The 17,125-nt window shown below is 63.5% G+C and carries 15 protein-coding genes; 9 read left to right on the top strand and 6 right to left on the bottom strand.

The window, feature by feature from the left end; all coding sequences use genetic code 11:
* Positions 1 to 18: 18 nt before the first annotated feature.
* A complete protein-coding gene (locus GGR00_RS04725) occupies positions 19 to 1,194 on the bottom strand; it encodes a cystathionine beta-lyase (protein WP_055978823.1) in 1,176 nt (391 codons plus the stop codon).
* On the opposite strand from GGR00_RS04725, the gene GGR00_RS04720 reads away from it, so the two are divergent.
* The 6 genes from GGR00_RS04720 (at position 1,193) to GGR00_RS04695 (ending at position 7,399) form a co-directional block, all read left to right on the top strand.
* Positions 1,193 to 2,080, top strand: a complete 888-nt coding sequence (locus GGR00_RS04720; protein WP_055978826.1) for a phosphatase PAP2 family protein — start codon at positions 1,193 to 1,195, stop codon at positions 2,078 to 2,080. The genes GGR00_RS04725 and GGR00_RS04720 overlap by 2 nt on opposite strands.
* 252 nt (positions 2,081 to 2,332) lie before the next feature.
* Positions 2,333 to 3,361, top strand: coding sequence for an amino acid ABC transporter substrate-binding protein (locus GGR00_RS04715; RefSeq protein ID WP_055979263.1), 1,029 nt, complete (start codon positions 2,333 to 2,335; stop codon positions 3,359 to 3,361).
* Positions 3,362 to 3,424: 63 nt separating this feature from the next.
* Positions 3,425 to 4,615, top strand: coding sequence for an amino acid ABC transporter permease (locus tag GGR00_RS04710; protein ID WP_055978829.1), 1,191 nt, complete (start codon positions 3,425 to 3,427; stop codon positions 4,613 to 4,615).
* Between the two features lie 8 nt (positions 4,616 to 4,623).
* Positions 4,624 to 5,778 (top strand): amino acid ABC transporter permease, encoded by a 1,155-nt coding sequence (locus tag GGR00_RS04705; RefSeq protein ID WP_055978831.1) that lies wholly within the window; start codon positions 4,624 to 4,626, stop codon positions 5,776 to 5,778.
* Positions 5,779 to 5,801: 23 nt separating this feature from the next.
* Positions 5,802 to 6,605 carry an amino acid ABC transporter ATP-binding protein gene (locus tag GGR00_RS04700; RefSeq protein ID WP_055978835.1) on the top strand — a complete coding sequence of 268 codons (804 nt, stop codon included), beginning with the start codon at positions 5,802 to 5,804 and terminating at the stop codon, positions 6,603 to 6,605.
* Between the two features lie 89 nt (positions 6,606 to 6,694).
* The gene (locus GGR00_RS04695; protein WP_055978838.1) at positions 6,695 to 7,399 is read left to right on the top strand and encodes a TIGR02117 family protein; all 705 of its coding nucleotides are present in this window, start codon (positions 6,695 to 6,697) and stop codon (positions 7,397 to 7,399) included.
* Here the strand turns inward: GGR00_RS04695 and GGR00_RS04690 are convergent.
* Both GGR00_RS04690 and GGR00_RS04685 read right to left on the bottom strand, forming a co-directional pair.
* Entirely contained in the window at positions 7,354 to 8,577 is a 1,224-nt protein-coding gene (locus tag GGR00_RS04690) for an FAD-dependent monooxygenase (RefSeq protein ID WP_055978840.1), read from the bottom strand. The two genes, GGR00_RS04695 and GGR00_RS04690, sit on opposite strands and share 46 nt — an antisense overlap.
* Positions 8,578 to 8,593: 16 nt before the next feature.
* Positions 8,594 to 8,842, bottom strand: coding sequence for a zinc-finger domain-containing protein (locus GGR00_RS04685; RefSeq protein ID WP_055978849.1), 249 nt, complete (start codon positions 8,840 to 8,842; stop codon positions 8,594 to 8,596).
* A 206-nt stretch (positions 8,843 to 9,048) separates the two neighbouring features.
* Between GGR00_RS04685 and GGR00_RS04680 the strand changes: the two genes are divergently transcribed.
* Together GGR00_RS04680 and ppx are read left to right on the top strand one after the other, a co-directional pair.
* The gene (locus GGR00_RS04680) at positions 9,049 to 11,256 is read left to right on the top strand and encodes an RNA degradosome polyphosphate kinase (protein ID WP_055978852.1); all 2,208 of its coding nucleotides are present in this window, start codon (positions 9,049 to 9,051) and stop codon (positions 11,254 to 11,256) included.
* The gene (ppx, locus tag GGR00_RS04675; protein WP_055978855.1) at positions 11,256 to 12,791 is read left to right on the top strand and encodes an exopolyphosphatase; all 1,536 of its coding nucleotides are present in this window, start codon (positions 11,256 to 11,258) and stop codon (positions 12,789 to 12,791) included. The genes GGR00_RS04680 and ppx overlap by 1 nt, the downstream gene beginning before the upstream one ends.
* On the opposite strand, the gene GGR00_RS04670 is transcribed toward ppx, so the two are convergent.
* The 3 genes from GGR00_RS04670 to fumC all read right to left on the bottom strand — a co-directional run bounded on the left by GGR00_RS04670 (position 12,784) and on the right by fumC (position 15,266).
* Positions 12,784 to 13,197: a DoxX family protein gene (locus tag GGR00_RS04670; protein WP_055978857.1), complete on the bottom strand. Its 414-nt coding sequence runs from the start codon at positions 13,195 to 13,197 to the stop codon at positions 12,784 to 12,786. The genes ppx and GGR00_RS04670 overlap by 8 nt on opposite strands.
* 133 nt (positions 13,198 to 13,330) lie before the next feature.
* Positions 13,331 to 13,753 (bottom strand): DoxX family protein, encoded by a 423-nt coding sequence (locus GGR00_RS04665; protein ID WP_055978860.1) that lies wholly within the window; start codon positions 13,751 to 13,753, stop codon positions 13,331 to 13,333.
* A 115-nt stretch (positions 13,754 to 13,868) separates the two neighbouring features.
* A complete protein-coding gene (gene fumC / locus GGR00_RS04660; protein WP_055978863.1) occupies positions 13,869 to 15,266 on the bottom strand; it encodes a class II fumarate hydratase in 1,398 nt (465 codons plus the stop codon).
* Between the two features lie 316 nt (positions 15,267 to 15,582).
* Here fumC and GGR00_RS04655 point away from each other — a divergent pair, with 316 nt between their 5' ends.
* The gene (locus GGR00_RS04655; protein WP_377863385.1) at positions 15,583 to 17,019 is read left to right on the top strand and encodes a patatin-like phospholipase family protein; all 1,437 of its coding nucleotides are present in this window, start codon (positions 15,583 to 15,585) and stop codon (positions 17,017 to 17,019) included.
* Positions 17,020 to 17,125: the final 106 nt, after the last annotated feature.

Below are 17,125 nucleotides of genomic sequence, written 5' to 3'. Positions count from 1 at the left end.
GACGAAAGCCTGGATGCCTTACTCCGCCGCGTTTGCCGCTTTCAGCCCGGCCGCGATATCTTCCTTGAGGTCGGCGATGTCTTCAAGCCCGATCTGCAGGCGGATGATCGGACCCTCATAGGGACCCTTGGCCACATGGCGGTCGCTGACGTTGACCGGCACCGCCAGGCTTTCGAAACCGCCCCAGGAATAGCCCAGGCCGAAGATCTCGAGCGCATCGAGGAAGGCGTGGGCCTTCTTCTGGCCGCCGCCCGACAGCACCACCGAGAAGATGCCGCTCGAGCCGCCGAAGTCGCGCTTGAACAGCTGGTGGTCGGGGTGGCTTTCGAGGCCCGGATGGAGCACGCGAGAGACGCCCGGCTGGCTTTCCAGCCAGCGCGCTATGTCGAGTGCGCTCTTTTCGTGGTGGGCGAGGCGGACGCCCATGGTGCGCAGGCCGCGCAGCACCTGGTAGACGTCGTCCGGGCCGGCGCAGCAGCCGAGGGTGAAGAAGGCCTCGCTGAGCCGTGGCCAGCAGTCGGCGTTGGCCGAAACCGTGCCGCTCAGCACGTCGGAATGGCCGGCGGGATATTTGGTCGCCGCATGGATGGTGACGTCGACGCCGAAGTCGAGCGCCTTGAAATAGAGCGGCGTGGCCCAGGTGTTGTCCATCATGACGATCGCGCCGGCGGCATGCGCCGCTTTGACGATGGCCGGGATGTCCTGGATCTCGAATGTGTTCGATGCAGGCGACTCGGTGAACACGACCTTGGTGTTCGGCTTGATGAGTGCTGCGATGCCAGCGCCGACATGCGGATCGTAATAGTCGACCTCGACGCCGAGCCGCTTGAGCATGGTGTCGGCGAAATGGCGCGTCGGGTGATAGACGGAATCGGTGATCAGGATGTGGTCGCCCGACGAGAGAAAGCCGAGCAGGGGGATGGTGACTGCCGCCAGCCCCGATGGCACGGCGATGGTGCCGGTCGAGCCTTCCAGTTCGTCGATGGCCGCGCAAAGGGCGTCCGTCGTCGGCGTTCCACGGGTGCCATATGTGTATTTTTGAGCACGCGCCGCCATCGTTGCGGCGTTGGGATACAGAACCGTCGACGCGTGGACGACCGGCGGATTGACAAAGCCATGAAAGCCGTGTGGATCGTGCCCGGAATGCGCGAGCCGCGTGTTGACGCCTTTGATCCTGCCGTTGTCTCGAGTCATGAATCCGCACCCTTTCAGCGAAGACGCCAGCCATAGTGCGCCGACCGGGCCGGCGCAACCGCCGCGCCCCGCCGTTCGGCTGGGCCAGATCTGGCCGGCTGGCCATTTCGGGCGCCTCGCGGAAACGGTGTCGGTTTCCTGGCGCCGCATCTGGCGCAATCCCATCGGGGTGCACGAGCGGGTTTGGACGCGCGAACTGACATGGCTGGCGGCAGGCGGTGCGGTGATTGTCCTGCTGCTGTTTACGGTCGACGCCCGGGTGATGGACTTCATGCTGTCCAACCGCGGCCGGTTGACAGGCTGGCTTGCGGAGGCGAGCCAGGCGGGCAAGTCGGAATGGTATCTGGTGCCGGCGCTGCTGGTCTATCTGGTGACGGCCACGGCGGACTGGAGAAATTCAGGCTATCGCGTCAGGGCCCGGCTCGTTTCCTGGTTCGGGCAGGCGGCGTTCCTGTTCGGCGCGGTCGCCATTACCGGCATCGCCGTCAATGTGGTGAAGATCGTCATCGGCCGCGCGCGTCCCTCGATGTTCGGCGAGTTTGGTGCCTATCATTTCGACCCGTTTGTGGTGAGCAAGTATTTCTCGAGCTTTCCGTCGGGGCATTCGACGACGCTCGGCGCTCTTGCCGCGGTGCTGATGATCTGGTCTCCGCGCCAGTGGCTGCCGATCGGTGTCGTCTGCCTTGTGCTGTCGGCCTTTCGCGTTCCGGCCATTGCCCACTATCCCTCCGATGTCCTCGCGGGATTTCTGTTCGCTTTCGTGCTGACGGTGGTCATGGCGCGCTTTCTGGCCGCCCGGCGTGTCGGCTTCCGGCCGAGGCCTGGAAAGATGCTGCCGGCAGCGATGGGGATGCGCCAAGGCAGGCTTCCTGTCGCAGGAGCGTAGAACAAGGCGTCCAATGCGCTTTGAAGCTTAGCGGCGAGGCCGGACTAATACTAAAGGTGCAGCCGGTGTCGGCAGGCCTTTATTGCTTGACCTAACAAGAATTATCGCCTTCGATGGCATTTGTGAACCGGACTGCAGCAAAGCGCACCGGCAAGGTGCGCAATCCGGATATGGGCCGGATAGGGGATGCTGAGTTCACACATTAAAAAGACAGGCAACAGCCTGGAAAAAACAGAAAAGGGTTCGTGGGTCATGAAATACATCATTTCAGGCATTCTCGGGGCTGCTGCGCTCGGCCTCATGGCGACTGCCGCTTCGGCCGGCACGCTCGAGGACGTCAAGGCTAAGGGGTTTCTGCAATGCGGCGTCAGCACCGGCCTGGCCGGTTTTTCGGCGCCGAACGACAAGGGTGACTGGCAGGGTCTCGACGTCGACTTCTGCCGCGCCGTGGCTGCCGCGATCTTTGGTGACGGCACCAAGGTCAAGTTCACGCCGCTTTCGGCCAAGGAGCGCTTCACGGCACTTCAGTCGGGCGAAATCGACATGCTGTCGCGCAACACCACCTGGACCATCAATCGCGATACCGCACTTGGCCTGAACTTCGTCGGCGTCACCTACTATGACGGCCAGGGCTTCATGATCAACGCCAAGAAGCTGCCGGGCGTGAATTCCGCGCTCCAGCTGTCGGGCGCCGCCGTCTGCGTGCAGACCGGCACGACGACCGAGCTCAACCTCGCCGACTACTTCAAGGCGAACAAGATGGAGTACAGCCCGGTCGTCTTCGAGAAGCTGGAAGAGGTCGACGCTGCCTATGACGCCGGCCGTTGCGACGTCTACACCACCGACCAGTCGGGGCTCTATGGCATTCGCCTGAAGCTGAGCTCGCCGGACGATCACGTCGTGCTGCCCGAGATCATCTCCAAGGAGCCGCTCGGACCTGCCGTGCGCCAGGGCGACGACAAGTGGTACCACATCGTCAAGTGGGTCTATTTCGGCCTGCTGACCGCCGAGGAACTGGGCATCACCCAGGCCAATGTCGAGGAGATGAAGGCATCGGGCAATCCCGAGATCAAGCGCGTCCTCGGCACTGAGGCAGACACCAAGATCGGTACCGATCTCGGCCTCGGCAACGACTGGGTCGTCAACATCGTCAAGGCCGTGGGCAACTACGGCGAAGTCTTCGAACGCAATGTCGGCCAGGGCAGCCCGCTTAAGATCGCCCGTGGCATCAATGCGCTCTGGACCAAGGGTGGACTGCAGTACGCGCCGCCCATCCGCTGATCCGAAGTCTCGTCCGGAAGGCAGGTCGTCTGCCTTCCGGTTACTCTTTCAGAGGGACTTCAGATGGCTACGCAGGACATTCCCCAAGACGTAGGGGGCGGCCGCGCGTCGCTTTTCTACGATCCGAAGGTGCGCGGCATCTTCTTCCAGATCCTGGTGGTCGTAGCGCTTGTAGCGTTCGTCTACTGGATCATCGGCAACACGGTCGAAAACCTCAAGCGCGCCAACATCGCCTCGGGTTTCGCCTTTCTCAACGGTCGGGCCGGCTTTGACGTCAGCGATACGCTGATCGCCTTCGATTCGGATTCGACCTATCGGCGCGCTTTGCTTGTCGGCTTCATCAACACCTTGGTCGTCGCCGCGGCCGGAATCGTCACCGCTTCGATTCTCGGCTTCCTGATCGGCATCGGCCGGCTGTCGCACAACTGGCTGATCCGCAAGATCTGCACGGTCTACGTCGAGCTGTTCCGCAACATTCCGCCGTTGCTCGTCATCTTCTTCTGGTACTTCGGCGTGCTTTCGGTGCTGCCGCTGCCGAAGGAGAGCATCGAATTGCCCTTCGGCTCCTTCCTCAACAGCCGTGGCTTCTATTTCCCGAAGATGGTCTGGGGCGAGGGGTCGATGCTGGTCCCGGTGGCGCTGCTGCTCGGCATTGCCATGTCCTGGTTCGTCGCACGGCGGGCCAAGCAGAGGCAAATGGCCACTGGCGCGACATTTCCCGTGTTCTGGACGTCGGTGGCGCTGATCATCGGCCTGCCTTTCCTGGCGCTGGTCGCGACCGGCTTTCCGTTGAGCTTCGACTTCCCGCAGAAGTCGACCTTCAATCTGACCGGCGGCCTGCAGATCAAGCCGGAGTTCCTGTCGCTGTATCTCGCCCTTTCGTTCTATACGGCTGCCTTCATCGCCGAGATCGTCCGGGCCGGCATTCGCGGCGTCAGCAGCGGGCAGAGCGAGGCGTCCGCCGCACTCGGCCTGAGGTCCGCGCAGGCGCTCAGGCTGGTGGTGGTGCCGCAGGCGCTGCGCATCGTCATTCCGCCGTTGACCAGCCAGTTCCTCAACCTGACCAAGAACTCGTCGCTGGCGATCGCCATCGGCTACCCGGACCTGGTCGCGGTCGGGGGCACGGTGCTCAACCAGACCGGCCAGGCCATCGAGATCGTTGTCATCTGGATGGTTGTCTATCTCGGTCTCAGCTTGATCACGTCAGCCTTCATGAACTGGTTCAACGCCAAGATGGCGCTGGTGGAAAGGTAGGGGCGGGCATGTCGCAAGATATCGGATACGTCCGTACCGAAATGGCGCTGCCGCAGCCGGCGCCACTTCGCGAGCGCGGGCCGCTGGCCTGGATGCGCAAGAACCTGTTCGCCAACCCGTTTGATTCGGCGTTGACGATCGTGGGGCTTGTCATCGTGGCGATGATCCTGCCGCCGCTGTTCAACTGGGCCATCGTCAATGCCCAGTGGACCGGCACCGATCGAACTTTCTGCGCTACCGTGGCGCAGGGCGGCATCCAGCCCGACGGCTGGTCGGGCGCCTGCTGGGCGTTCGTCAAGGCGAAGTTCGGCCAGTTCATGTTCGGCCGCTATCCCCTCGACGAGCGTTGGCGCGTCATCCTGGTGGCAATCATGTTCGTGGCCCTGCTGGTGCCGCTGCTGATTCCACGCGTCCCGCGCAAGGGGCTCAACGCCGTCCTGTTCTTCCTGGTGCTTCCGGTCGTTTCTTACTTCCTGCTGATCGGTGGCGTGTTTGGGTTGCCGCATGTCGAGACCCCGCTCTGGGGCGGCCTGCTGGTGACGCTCACGCTGTCCTTCGTCGGCATCGTGGTCTCGCTGCCCGTTGGCATCCTGCTTGCGCTCGGACGGCGTTCCAAGATGCCGGTGGTTAAGATGCTCTGCGTCATCTTCATCGAGACGGTGCGCGGCGTGCCACTGATCACGGTGCTGTTCATGGCCAGCGTCATGCTACCGCTGTTCCTGCCGGCCGGTGTCAGCTTCGACAAGTTCCTGCGGGCGCTGATCGGCGTGTCGCTATTTGCTTCTGCCTACATGGCCGAGGTGGTGCGCGGTGGCCTGCAGGCGATACCGAAGGGGCAATATGAAGGCGCAGACTCGCTCGGTCTCAGCTACTGGCAGAAGATGGGGCTGATCGTGCTGCCGCAGGCGTTGAAGCTGGTCATTCCCGGCATCGTCAACACCTTCATCGGCATGTTCAAGGACACCAGCCTGGTCTACATCATCTCGATGTTCGACCTGCTCGGCGTGGTGCGCCAGAACTTCTCCGATGCGGCCTGGGCTTCTCCGCAGACGCCGGCTTCGGGCCTGGTCTTCGCAGCGCTCGTCTTCTGGATTTTCTGTTTCGGTATGTCGCGCTATTCTATTTTCATGGAACGACGGCTCGACACCGGGCATAAGCGATAACGAACAACATAAGGGAACGGCCCATGGCCATCGAAAACGCAGTCAGCGCCGACGAGATCAAGGTTGATCGGGCGAAGATGCATATCTCGGACACCGATGTCGCCATCGACATCGTCGGCATGCACAAGTGGTATGGCGAATTCAACGTGCTCAAGGACATCAACCTCAGGGTCATGCGCGGCGAGCGCATCGTCATCTGCGGCCCGTCCGGCTCGGGCAAGTCGACCATGATCCGCTGCATCAACCGGCTGGAGGAACACCAGAAGGGCAAGATCATCGTCGACGGCAAGGAACTGACCAACGATCTCAAGAAGATCGACGAGGTCCGCCGTGAAGTCGGCATGGTGTTCCAGCACTTCAACCTGTTCCCGCACCTGACCATCCTGGAGAACTGCACGCTGGCGCCGATCTGGGTGCGCAAGACGCCGAAGAAGCAGGCCGAAGAGCAGGCGATGCACTTCCTGCGCCGGGTCAAAATCCCCGAGCAGGCCAACAAGTATCCGGGCCAGCTTTCGGGCGGCCAGCAGCAGCGCGTGGCGATCGCGCGCTCGCTGTGCATGAACCCGCGCATCATGCTGTTCGACGAGCCGACCTCGGCGCTCGATCCGGAAATGATCAAGGAAGTGCTGGAGACCATGGTCGGCCTCGCCGAAGAGGGCATGACCATGCTGTGCGTGACCCACGAGATGGGCTTTGCCCGCAAGGTCGCCAACCGGGTGATCTTCATGGACCAGGGCCAGATCGTCGAGGAGAACACGCCGGGCGAGTTCTTCGACAATCCCCGCCACGAGCGCACCAAGCTCTTCCTCAGCCAGATACTGCACTAGGTTCGGCTGGAATATTTCGAGAAGCCCGGTCGCATTTCGGCCGGGCTTTTTGTTGGAGCCGTCGAAACAGCAGCAGGAATGCCAAGCCGTTGCGAAGAGCCTTCCGTCTCCTGGGCGTGTTTCTCTTGCTGGTCGCCGTTGGTGTGGCGCTCGGTACCGTGGTGCCGAGGCCGCTGTTCGGCGGCGCGGCGGCAGGCGGTGCAACCCCGCGCCACATTCTCGTTTTCACCAATCCGATCCACACCGACATCGCCGTACCGATCGACGAAGGGGTGCTGGAAAGGTTCGGCTTCCTGGTGGAGGAAGGAATCCAGGCCGGCCTGCCGGGCGCGCGCTATCTGGTGTTCGGCTGGGGCAGCAAGGCCTTCTATATCGGTACGCCGACATGGTCGGAGCTGAAGCCCGGGCCTGTGCTTGCGGCGCTGACGCTCGACAGCTCGGTGATGCATGTCGATCTCGCCGGCGATGTCGCCCTGCCGCAACCGACGGTTAGCAGGTTCGACGTCAGCGAGGCCGGGTTTGCCTCGATGCTCGACTTCATCGAGCGCAGTTTCGTGCGGAGCGCCACGGGCGTTCAGCGCATTCCCGGTGTCGCCTATGGTGCCTATGACGGTTTCTTCGACGCCAATGGCAAGTTCAATGCGCTCGCCGGCTGCAACACCTGGACTGCGGCTGCGTTGCGGCAGGCAGGCCTGACGACAGGGTGGTGGAATCCGCTGCCTGTGACGCTGAACTGGTCGCTTGGCCTCTACAACCGGCCGTCGTCGGTCCAGCCGGGCGGGGTCCAGCCGTAAAGCCAGTCCATGTCGGCTGCGAGGCTTTCCGGCGATTTGAACTTGAGGAACATGTTGCGCCCGAGCGCGACCGGTCCGCTGGCGTGCCAGGCGAGGCGGTTGAGCGCGCCGCGTCGCGCCACTTTCCGCACGCGCGGTTTCCGCAACGTCTCCCACTGCGACAGGCCATCGGCGGTGTTCTTGGCGGCGGCAATCGCGTCGGCCAGCGTAAAGGCGTCCTCGATCGCCATCGCCGCGCCCTGTGCCGCGAAGGGCGTCATCGCATGAGCGGCATCGCCAATGAGTGCGATGCCGCTCGGCGCTGTCCATGGCCGAGACTGATCGACGGCATGCAGCGGCCAGACCGTCCATGGCCCGGCATCCTCGATCAGCCTGGAGAGCCCGGGAGCAGTGCCGCGCATCGCGCGTTTCAACGCACCGGCGTCGGTCTCCCCCGACCACTGCTCGGCAATTGAATTGCCCGGCGTGAATGCGGCGAGGTTGATCGCAGTCCCGGCGCGGATCGGATAGGCGACCAGGTGGAAGCCTGAATGAAGATAGGTCGTCACCATGGCCGGCGAACTTAGCGAGGCAAAATGCCGGCCGACGTCGCCATCGGCGGAAAGCGTCGTGCGCCAGGCCAACTCGCCGGTGAAGCGGCTCTTTTCGTTGGGACCGACCAGGCGCCGGCTCGTCGACCAGACGCCATCTGCCGCAACCAGCAGCGCGGCTTGCTCGTGGGAGACGATGCCCGCTTGCGTGAGGGTTATCCTGTTGCCGCCGGACTGCGCCTCGACCCCGCTGACCGTGGCGTCCGTCAAGACCTCGATCAACGGGCTTTCCGTCGCGCGAGCAAGCAGCGCACTCTGCAGGTCGGCGCGATGGGCGACGAGGTAGGGAGCCTTCCAGCGGCGTTCTGCGGCTGCCCCCAGCGGAACGCGTGCCCGTTCGCTCAGCGTTGCCGCATCGCGCAACACGACCGCTTCCGGACGCACGGTCGACGGGCTGACCAGGTCGAGAACACCGAGACGGTCGAGGATGCGGGTCGCGTTGGGGGAGAGTTGCAGGCCGGCGCCGACCTCCTCGAGCACCGGCGAGCGTTCGAAGACGCGAACGCCGAAGCCATGCCTTGCAAAGGCGATGGCTGCAGTGAGCCCGGCAATGCCGGCTCCAGCGACCACGATCCGCCGCGATGGCATGACCGCGGCTTGCGGGTCAGGCTGCGCGGTCGACCACGTAGAGGCAACCTTGCGGTAGCGTCTCTGTGGCCTTCAGCTTGGACGAGTAGCGATAGAGCGTCGAGCAGTAGGGGCAGACCTTCTCGGCATCCGCACCCATGTCGAGGAAGACATGCGGATGGTCGAAGGGCGGGTTGGCGCCGACGCACATGAATTCCTTCACGCCGATTTCGATCACGGCATGTCCAGCATCGTTCTGGAAGTGGGGGATGGAGCCGCCGGCCATGGTGTTTTTCCCTTCTGAGGAACTGCGCGCATGAATGCCAAGACGTCTTCGGCGCGTCCACAGGGCGCGCGACGCCGTTATTCGACAGCGTTTGTATCATAAGCGACGGGTTTGCAAGATGCTGAAATGAAACTGTCGCAATTGCCTGTCAGAGGATAAGTTGAGCCGGATAAGCGGCGGAACGCGGCAGTGGGGAAGGTTTGCATATGAATCAGTTGAAGCCGGTCCATACCGATTTCGTCAATGACAAGTCGCCGACCGGCGCAGTCGACGGCAATCCCGACCGCTTCGTCAATCGGGAATTCTCCTGGTTGCAGTTCAACCGGCGCGTGCTCGAACAGTCGCAAAATCCGAACCACCCGCTGCTGGAGCGCGTTCGCTTCCTGTCGATCTCGGCCGGCAATCTCGACGAGTTCTTCATGGTTCGCGTCGCCGGCCTTGCCGGCCAGGTGCGCGAAGGCATCACCGTCCGCAGTGCCGATGGCCGCACCCCCGAGCAGCAACTCAATCAACTTCTGCTCGAGGTCGAGCGTCTCCAGGAAGACCAGCAGAAGAGCCTGTCGAGCCTGATGGAACTGCTCAAGCTCGAAGGCATCGAAAGCATCGCCGCAGCCGACCTCGGCAAGGACGAAAAGAAGTGGCTGGAGGACCACTTCATGGAGCAGATCTTTCCGGTCTTGACGCCGCTGTCGATCGATCCGGCGCATCCGTTCCCGTTCATTCCCAATCTTGGTTTCTCGATCGCGCTCCAGTTGCGCCATCGCAAGAGCGGCGAGGAGATGACGGCGCTGCTGCGCCTGCCGGTGGCGCTCAAGCGCTACATCCGCCTGCCGGATCGCAAGCGCACGGTTCGCTTCATTCCGATCGAGGAAACGGTCAACCTGTTCATCGGCAAGCTCTTCCCCGGCTACGAGGTCAAGGGATCGGGCACGTTCCAGATCATTCGAGACAGCGATATCGAGGTCGAGGAAGAATCCGAGGATCTGGTTCGGCTGTTCGAGACTGCACTCAAGCGCCGCCGCCGCGGTTCGGTCATCCGTATCGAGTTCGACAGCCAGATGCCGTCCGAACTTCGCGACTTCGTCGCCGGCGAACTGGGCGTGTCGGCGAGCCGAGTCAGCGTCCTCAGCGGCCCGCTGGCAATCAGCCAGATCTCCGAAATCGTCGCCGTTCCGCGCGACGACCTCAAGTTCCCGCCCTTCAATCCACGTTTCCCCGAGCGTATCCGCGAGCATCGCGGCGACTGTTTCGCGGCCATCCGGGAAAAGGACTTCGTCGTCCACCACCCGTACGAATCCTTCGACGTGGTGGTGCAGTTCCTGCGTCAGGCGGCGATCGACCCCGAGGTGGTGGCGATCAAGCAGACGCTCTACCGCACGTCGAACGACAGCCCGATCGTGCGCGCCCTGGTCGACGCTGCCGAGGCGGGAAAGTCGGTGACGGCACTTGTCGAGCTCAAGGCTCGCTTCGACGAGGAGGCGAATATCCGCTGGGCGCGCGATCTCGAGCGCGCTGGCGTACAGGTCGTGTTTGGCTTCCTGGAGCTCAAGACGCACGCCAAGATGTCGTTGGTGGTGCGCCGTGAGGACGGCCGCCTGCGCAACTACGTTCATCTCGGCACCGGCAACTACCACCCGATCACCGCGCGCATCTACACCGACCTGTCGTTCTTCACCACCGATTCGGCGATCGCGCGCGACGTGGCTCAGATCTTCAATTTCATCACCGGCTACGCCGAGCCGGCGGACGAGATGTGCATCGCGTTGTCGCCCTATACGCTGCGCAGCCGCATCCTCAAGCACATTGCCGACGAGGTCGAGCATGCCCGCGCCGGCCGGCCCGCGCAGATCTGGATGAAGATGAACTCGCTCGTCGATCCTGACGTGATCGATGCGCTCTATGATGCCAGCCGAAGCGGCGTCGAGATCGATCTCGTGGTGCGCGGCATCTGTTGCCTGAGGCCGCAGGTGCCCGGACTGTCGGAGAACATCCGCGTTCGTTCGATCGTCGGCCGCTTCCTCGAGCACAGCCGCATCTACTGCTTCGGCAACGGCCATGGCCTGCCTTCGGACGAGGCTGTGGTCTACATCAGCTCGGCCGATCTGATGCCGCGCAACCTCGACCGCCGTGTCGAATGCATGGTCCCGATTGCCACGCATTCCACTGTCCACGAGCAGGTGCTTGGCCAGGTGATGCTGGGAAATATCATGGACAACCAGCAAAGTTTCGAAGTATTGGCGGATGGTACCTCGCGTCGGGTGACGCTGGACGAGGGCGAAGAGCCATTCAACGCGCAGGAATATTTCATGACCAATCCGAGCCTGTCCGGACGGGGTGACGCGCTGAAGTCCCATGCTCCCAAACGCATTGCGCAATTCAAACGTCGCAAGAAGGCGGAGGCTGCGGCCAGCTGATGGCCGAGCTTTCGCAGGGCCGGCTCAAGGACCGCCGACCGCTGTCGATCATCGATATCGGCTCGAACTCCATACGTCTCGTCGTCTATGAGGGCCTGGCGCGCTCGCCGACGCTGTTGTTCAACGAAAAGATGCTCGCCGGCCTCGGTCGCGGCATCGTTTCGACCGGCAAGCTCGATCCTGAGGGCGTGACCCGCTCGATGGAGGAGTTCAGGCGCTTTCGCGCGCTGTCCGAGCAGGCAGGCGCGGAGAAGATGTATGTGCTGGCGACCGCCGCCGCCCGCGAGGCCGTCAACGGCCCGGATTTCATCGAGCGTGCGGAGCGCGTGCTCGGTACCGAGATCCAGGTGCTCACAGGCCGCGAGGAAGCGCACTTCTCGGCCATGGGCGTCATGTCGGCATTCCATGCCGCTGATGGCATCGCCGGCGATCTTGGCGGCGGCAGTCTCGAACTGGTCGATGTCAGGGGCGAGGACATCGGCGACGGCATCACGCTCCCGCTCGGCGGACTGCGTCTCCAGGACATGGCCAAGGGTTCGCCCGTCATGGCGGCCAAGATCGCCCGCACCGAGATGATGCGCGCCAAGTTGCTCAAGGGCGGGCAGGGCAGGACGTTCTATGCCGTCGGCGGCACCTGGCGAAACCTCGCCCGGCTGCACATGGGCGTGACCAACTATCCGCTGGAAGTCATGCATCACTACCAGCTCGACCCGACCAGTATGATCCCGTTCCTCAAGCAGGTGGCGCGCGGCGACGTCGAAAAGCTCAAGGGCATCGAGGGCGTGTCGAAGAACCGCCGCTCCTTGCTGCCTTACGGTGCCGTGGTGCTTCTGGAAATCATCGCCGCGATGGAGCCGTCCAAGATCGTCGTTTCGGCGCTGGGTGTCCGCGAGGGCTTTCTGTTTTCGCTGCTCGATGAGGAAGAACGCCGCTCCGACCCACTGATCTCGGCCGCCGAAGAACTGGCGGTGCTGCGCGCGCGTTCGGTGCGCCATGCCCGTGAGCTGACCGAGTGGACCAAGCAGGCCTTTGCCGCTTTCGGCATCGAAGAGACCGAGGAGGAAGCGCGGTATCGCCATGCCGCCTGCCTGCTCGCCGACATTGGCTGGCGCGCCCATCCCGAATACCGGGGACGCCAATCGCTCAACATCATCGCCCACGCGTCGTTCATCGGCGTCGACCATCCCGGCCGGGCATTTCTGGCCCTGGCAAATCTGTTCCGGCATGACGGCGTCTTCAACGACAGCTTCGCGCCCGAGCTGAAGGAACTGGCGACGCCGCGCTATCTCGAACGCGCCCGCATCCTCGGTGCGATGATGCGCGTGGTCTATCTGCTCTCGGCCTCGATGCCGGGCGTCATGCCCAAGCTGCGCTGGGAAGACAGGGGCGGGGGCGTGTTGGCACTCGTCATCCCCGCGGAATTCGGTCAGCTTTATGGCGAACGTCCGGCCGGCCGCCTCGCACAGCTCGCCAAGGTCACTGGCCGCAAGCTGGTGCTGGCGGTCGAGGATGGGCCGAGTACGCCGGTCAAATAGCCTGGCGTTGAAGCATGCGATCGAGCGAGATCGCCCCGGCGCCTGCGACCGACAACGCCAGCAATCCGCCCGCCGTGGCGATGTCCTTCATCAGCGCCTGCTGGTGCATGAAAAGCATGGCCGGGTCGCCGCCGCCTTGGCCGTAGTGGCCGACGAAACCCGCCGATAGCGCGAACGCAGCGAGCAGAGGTGCTGCAATGCGCGTCTGGAAGCCGATCAGGACCAGCGCGCCGCCGACCAGCTCGAACAGGCCGACACCCAATGCGACAAGTGTCGGCAGGGGAAAGCCAAGTCCGGCAAAGTAGCTGGCGGCACCGGCGACATTGGACAAGGTGCTGATGCCCGCCGGCACGAAAAGTGCAGCGATCAACAGCCTCGCAAGCAGCAACGACACGTTTCCGAGCATTGGCGCACTCTCGATGGTCCGCCGACAATGCGCCCGCATGTTCGCAAAGTCATCACATCGCGCCGCCACGCAATTTGCGCACAAAAAAGCCCGGGACGAGCCCGGGCCATTCCTTGGGAGGAATTCTTGAAACTTACTTGCGGCGGGCGTCGATCGACAGCGCGCCGGCGCCAAAGGCTGCGAGCACGAACAGGCCGCCGGCGATTGCCAGGTTCTTCTGCAGGAACATGACCTGGACCTGGTCAGCGAAGTCGGTGTGGGCGATGGCGGTTGCGGCCAGCGTGAAGACGCCGAGCAGGATGGCGGCGATGCGGGTCTGGAAGCCGACCAGGATGGCGATGCCACCGACCAGCTCGAGCAGGCCGACGACGACGGTCGTGACGGTCGGTACCGGCAGGCCGATGCTGGCGAACCAGCCGGCAGTGCCGGAAATGGCGGTCAGCTTGGCAAAGCCGGCGAGGATGAAGATGACCGAGAGCAGGACGCGGCCTGCGAGGATGAGGGCCGAGGCGTTGCCGCTGACGGCCTTTTCGGAAGCGATGGAAGCGTTGGACATGGGGTGGGGCTCCGTTGAAACTCGATGCCCCACACCTATGCGATTTCGACTGTTCACTAAAGGTGCGAAAGTGTCGACAGATCGTTCACGATCGGAACGATTTTGCTTTCTCGCCTCAGCCCGGCCGGGTCATGTCCTCCGGACGGACGATGCGATCGTAGTCCTCGGCGCTGACGAGGCCGGTAGCGAGCGCCTCCTCGCGCAACGTGGTGCCGTTCTTGTGCGCGGTCTTGGCGATCTTGGCGGCGTTGTCGTAGCCGATGGTCGGTGCGAGCGCGGTCACCAGCATCAGCGAACGGTCGAGGGCGGCCTTGATGTTGTCCTCGCGCGCCTCGATGCCGACGACGCAGTTGTCGGTGAACGACACCGCCGCGTCGGCCATCAGCTGAACCGACTGCAGGAAGTTGTAGGCCATGACGGGATTGTAGACGTTGAGCTCGAAATGGCCCTGGCTGCCGGCGAAGGTCAGCGCCGCATTGTTGCCGAACACCTGCACGCAGACCTGGGTCAACGCTTCGCACTGGGTCGGATTGACCTTGCCCGGCATGATCGACGAGCCCGGCTCGTTCTCTGGCAGTGCCAGTTCGCCGAGACCCGAGCGCGGGCCCGAGCCGAGGAAGCGGATGTCGTTGGCGATCTTGAACAGCGAGGCGGCTGCCGCATTGATGGCGCCGTGCGAGAAGACCATCGAGTCATGCGCCGCAAGCGCCTCGAACTTGTTAGGCGCGGTGACGAAGGGCAGGCCGGTGATGGCGGCGATCTGCTCGGCCACCTTCTCGGCGAAGCCGATCGGCGCGTTGAGGCCGGTGCCGACGGCAGTGCCGCCCTGGGCCAGTTCCTGCAGGCCCGGCAAGGTCAGTTCGATGCGCTTGATTGACGAAGCGACCTGCGCCGCATAGCCGCCGAACTCCTGGCCCAGCGTCAGCGGTGTCGCATCCTGGGTATGGGTGCGGCCGATCTTGATGATGTGGTCGAATTCGCGCGCCTTCTTGTCGAGGGCGGCATGCAGGTGCTTCAGCGCCGGCAACAGGTCGTGGACGATGCGCTCGGCGCAGGCGATGTGCATGGCCGTCGGATAGGTGTCGTTCGACGACTGGCTCATGTTGACGTGGTCGTTGGGATGGACCGGCTTCTTCGAGCCCATCTCGCCGCCCAGCATTTCGATGGCGCGGTTGGAGATCACCTCGTTGGCGTTCATGTTCGACTGGGTGCCCGAACCGGTCTGCCAGACGACGAGCGGGAAGTGGTCGTTGAGCTTGCCGTCGATGACTTCCTGGGCGGCGGCGACCACGGTGTTGCCGACCTTGGGGTCGAGGCGGCCCAGCGCCATGTTCGCCTCGGCGCAGGCGCGCTTGACGATGCCGAGCGCGCGCACGACCGACAGCGGCTGCTTTTCCCAGCCGATCTTGAAATTGCCCAGAGAGCGTTGCGCCTGCGCGCCCCAATAGCGGTCGGAAGCGACCTCGATCGGTCCGAATGTGTCGGTCTCGGTTCTGGTCTTCTGGGCTGTCACGATCAGGTCTCCGAAAATGTCGTTGCGGGCATCGGCCTATCGCGTTGCACCCAAGGCATCAAGCGGAGATTGGGCCGCCCGGGAAAGCTAATCGGTTCAAAGGCCGAGGCCTCGGTTTTAAGGTAGAACAGGAGGGCGGTTTGCCACCCCGGTTGGGCCAAATGCGCTGTCAGTACGGGTGGGCACGCCCTTCGCATCCAACGCTGGTCGGGTAGCGCAAGAGGGCTTTTGTTTCTTTTGCCCGCGGTCAAATTGCTGCCTGCCGCCAATGCGGCTAAGCTCTTCGCTTTATTGCGCAAGCTTGCCGGGGGATGGCGTGCGAATTCTGAATGCTGCTCTTGCGCTTGCCTGCGCTTCGCTGTCGGCCGCTTGTGTCGGCAACGATGTCGGCCCCATCAACGAGCTTATGTCCACCGTTGGCCGCTCTTCCGCAGAGTTCATTCCCGAGGCCTCCGATGACGGTTCGACCGTCGTCGGCCTTGCGTTTTCCGGCGGCGGAACCAGGGCCGCCGCTTTTGCCTATGGCGTGCTGCGTGAACTCGACGAGATGGTCGTCGACCTTCAGCCAGAAAGACGAACCCTGGTCGACGACATCAGGATGATCTCGGGCGCGTCGGGCGGCGCGGTAACGGCGACCTATTTCGGCTACAAGGGCAGGGACGGCTACGGCGACTTCCGAGAGCGGTTTCTCGTCAAGGACGCCGAGGCCTATCTGCGCACCAGTATTTCGCCGTTCAACCTGGCTCGCGCCTACGGTGGCGGCGTCAACGACCGCCACGGCTTCCCGCGCTGGCTCGACGACAACCTGTTCGACGGGGCGACGTTCGCTGCTCTCGACCGGACGGATGCGCCGGTGGTGTGGATCAATGCCTCGGACATCTTCAATCGCACGCCGTTCCTGTTCACTTATGACACCTTTGCCGCGCTTTGCAGCGACCTTGAAAAGGTCCGCTTGTCGGACGCGGTTGCGGCATCGGCGGCGGTGCCGGTGGTCTTTGCCCCGCTCGTGGTGGCGGCAACGAACCCGGACTGCAACTACACCCAGCCCGAATGGCTGTCCAAGGCGCTCGATACGCCCGGCGCTTCGCTGCGCCTGCGGTCCTATGCCCGCGCGCTCCAGAGCTATCAGAAGGCCGACGACCTCGATTATGTGAAGCTCCTCGACGGTGGCCTGACCGACAATATCGGCGTAACCGGCTTCACCATCGAGCGCCTGTCGGCGCAGACGCCTTATGGGCCGTTGTCTCCGGCGGATGCGGTGAAACTGCGCACCTTCATGTTCGTGGTGGCCGATGCCGGCCAGTCGACCACGGTCACATGGGGCGAGACGGTCAGCGGGCCGAGCGTCGGGCCCTTGCTCGATGCCGCGGCAGGCACGACCATCTCGTCATTGGTTCGCAACGAATTCGACGCGCTCAAGCTCGCGACCGACAATTGGAAAGACGAACTGGTGCGCTACCGCTGCGGCCTGTCGCTGTCGCAAGTGCGCACGCTTCGCGGCGACCTGACGGGCTGGAATTGCCGGGACGTCGAGCTGGTGATCGAGCTGGTTTCGTTTCACGACGTCGACGCCGGGATGCGCGCAAGGCTGAATCAGGTTCCGACTCGCCTGAAACTGCCGGTCGCCGAAGTTGACCTGACGGTCGAAGCCGGCAGGCTGGCGCTGCGAAACAATCTCAACATCGCCAGGGCCGCGGCCGAAATCCGCCGTCGTGCAGGCGTTCCGGGCCAAGTGGCTGCCGCGGCGGAATAGGGCGCACACGATTAGGGCGCACGTAAGAGAACGCCTCCCGCACCCGTTGAAGTGCTGGAGGCGTCCTATTTGTCCTTTGGTTTTCCTTCAGGATTGCTCCATCCGG

The sequence above is a fragment of the Aminobacter aganoensis genome (assembly GCF_014206975.1).
Lineage (GTDB): Bacteria > Pseudomonadota > Alphaproteobacteria > Rhizobiales > Rhizobiaceae > Aminobacter > Aminobacter aganoensis.
The sequence above is the reverse complement of the archived record's forward strand: the minus strand, read 5'-3'. Positions and strand labels throughout refer to the sequence as shown.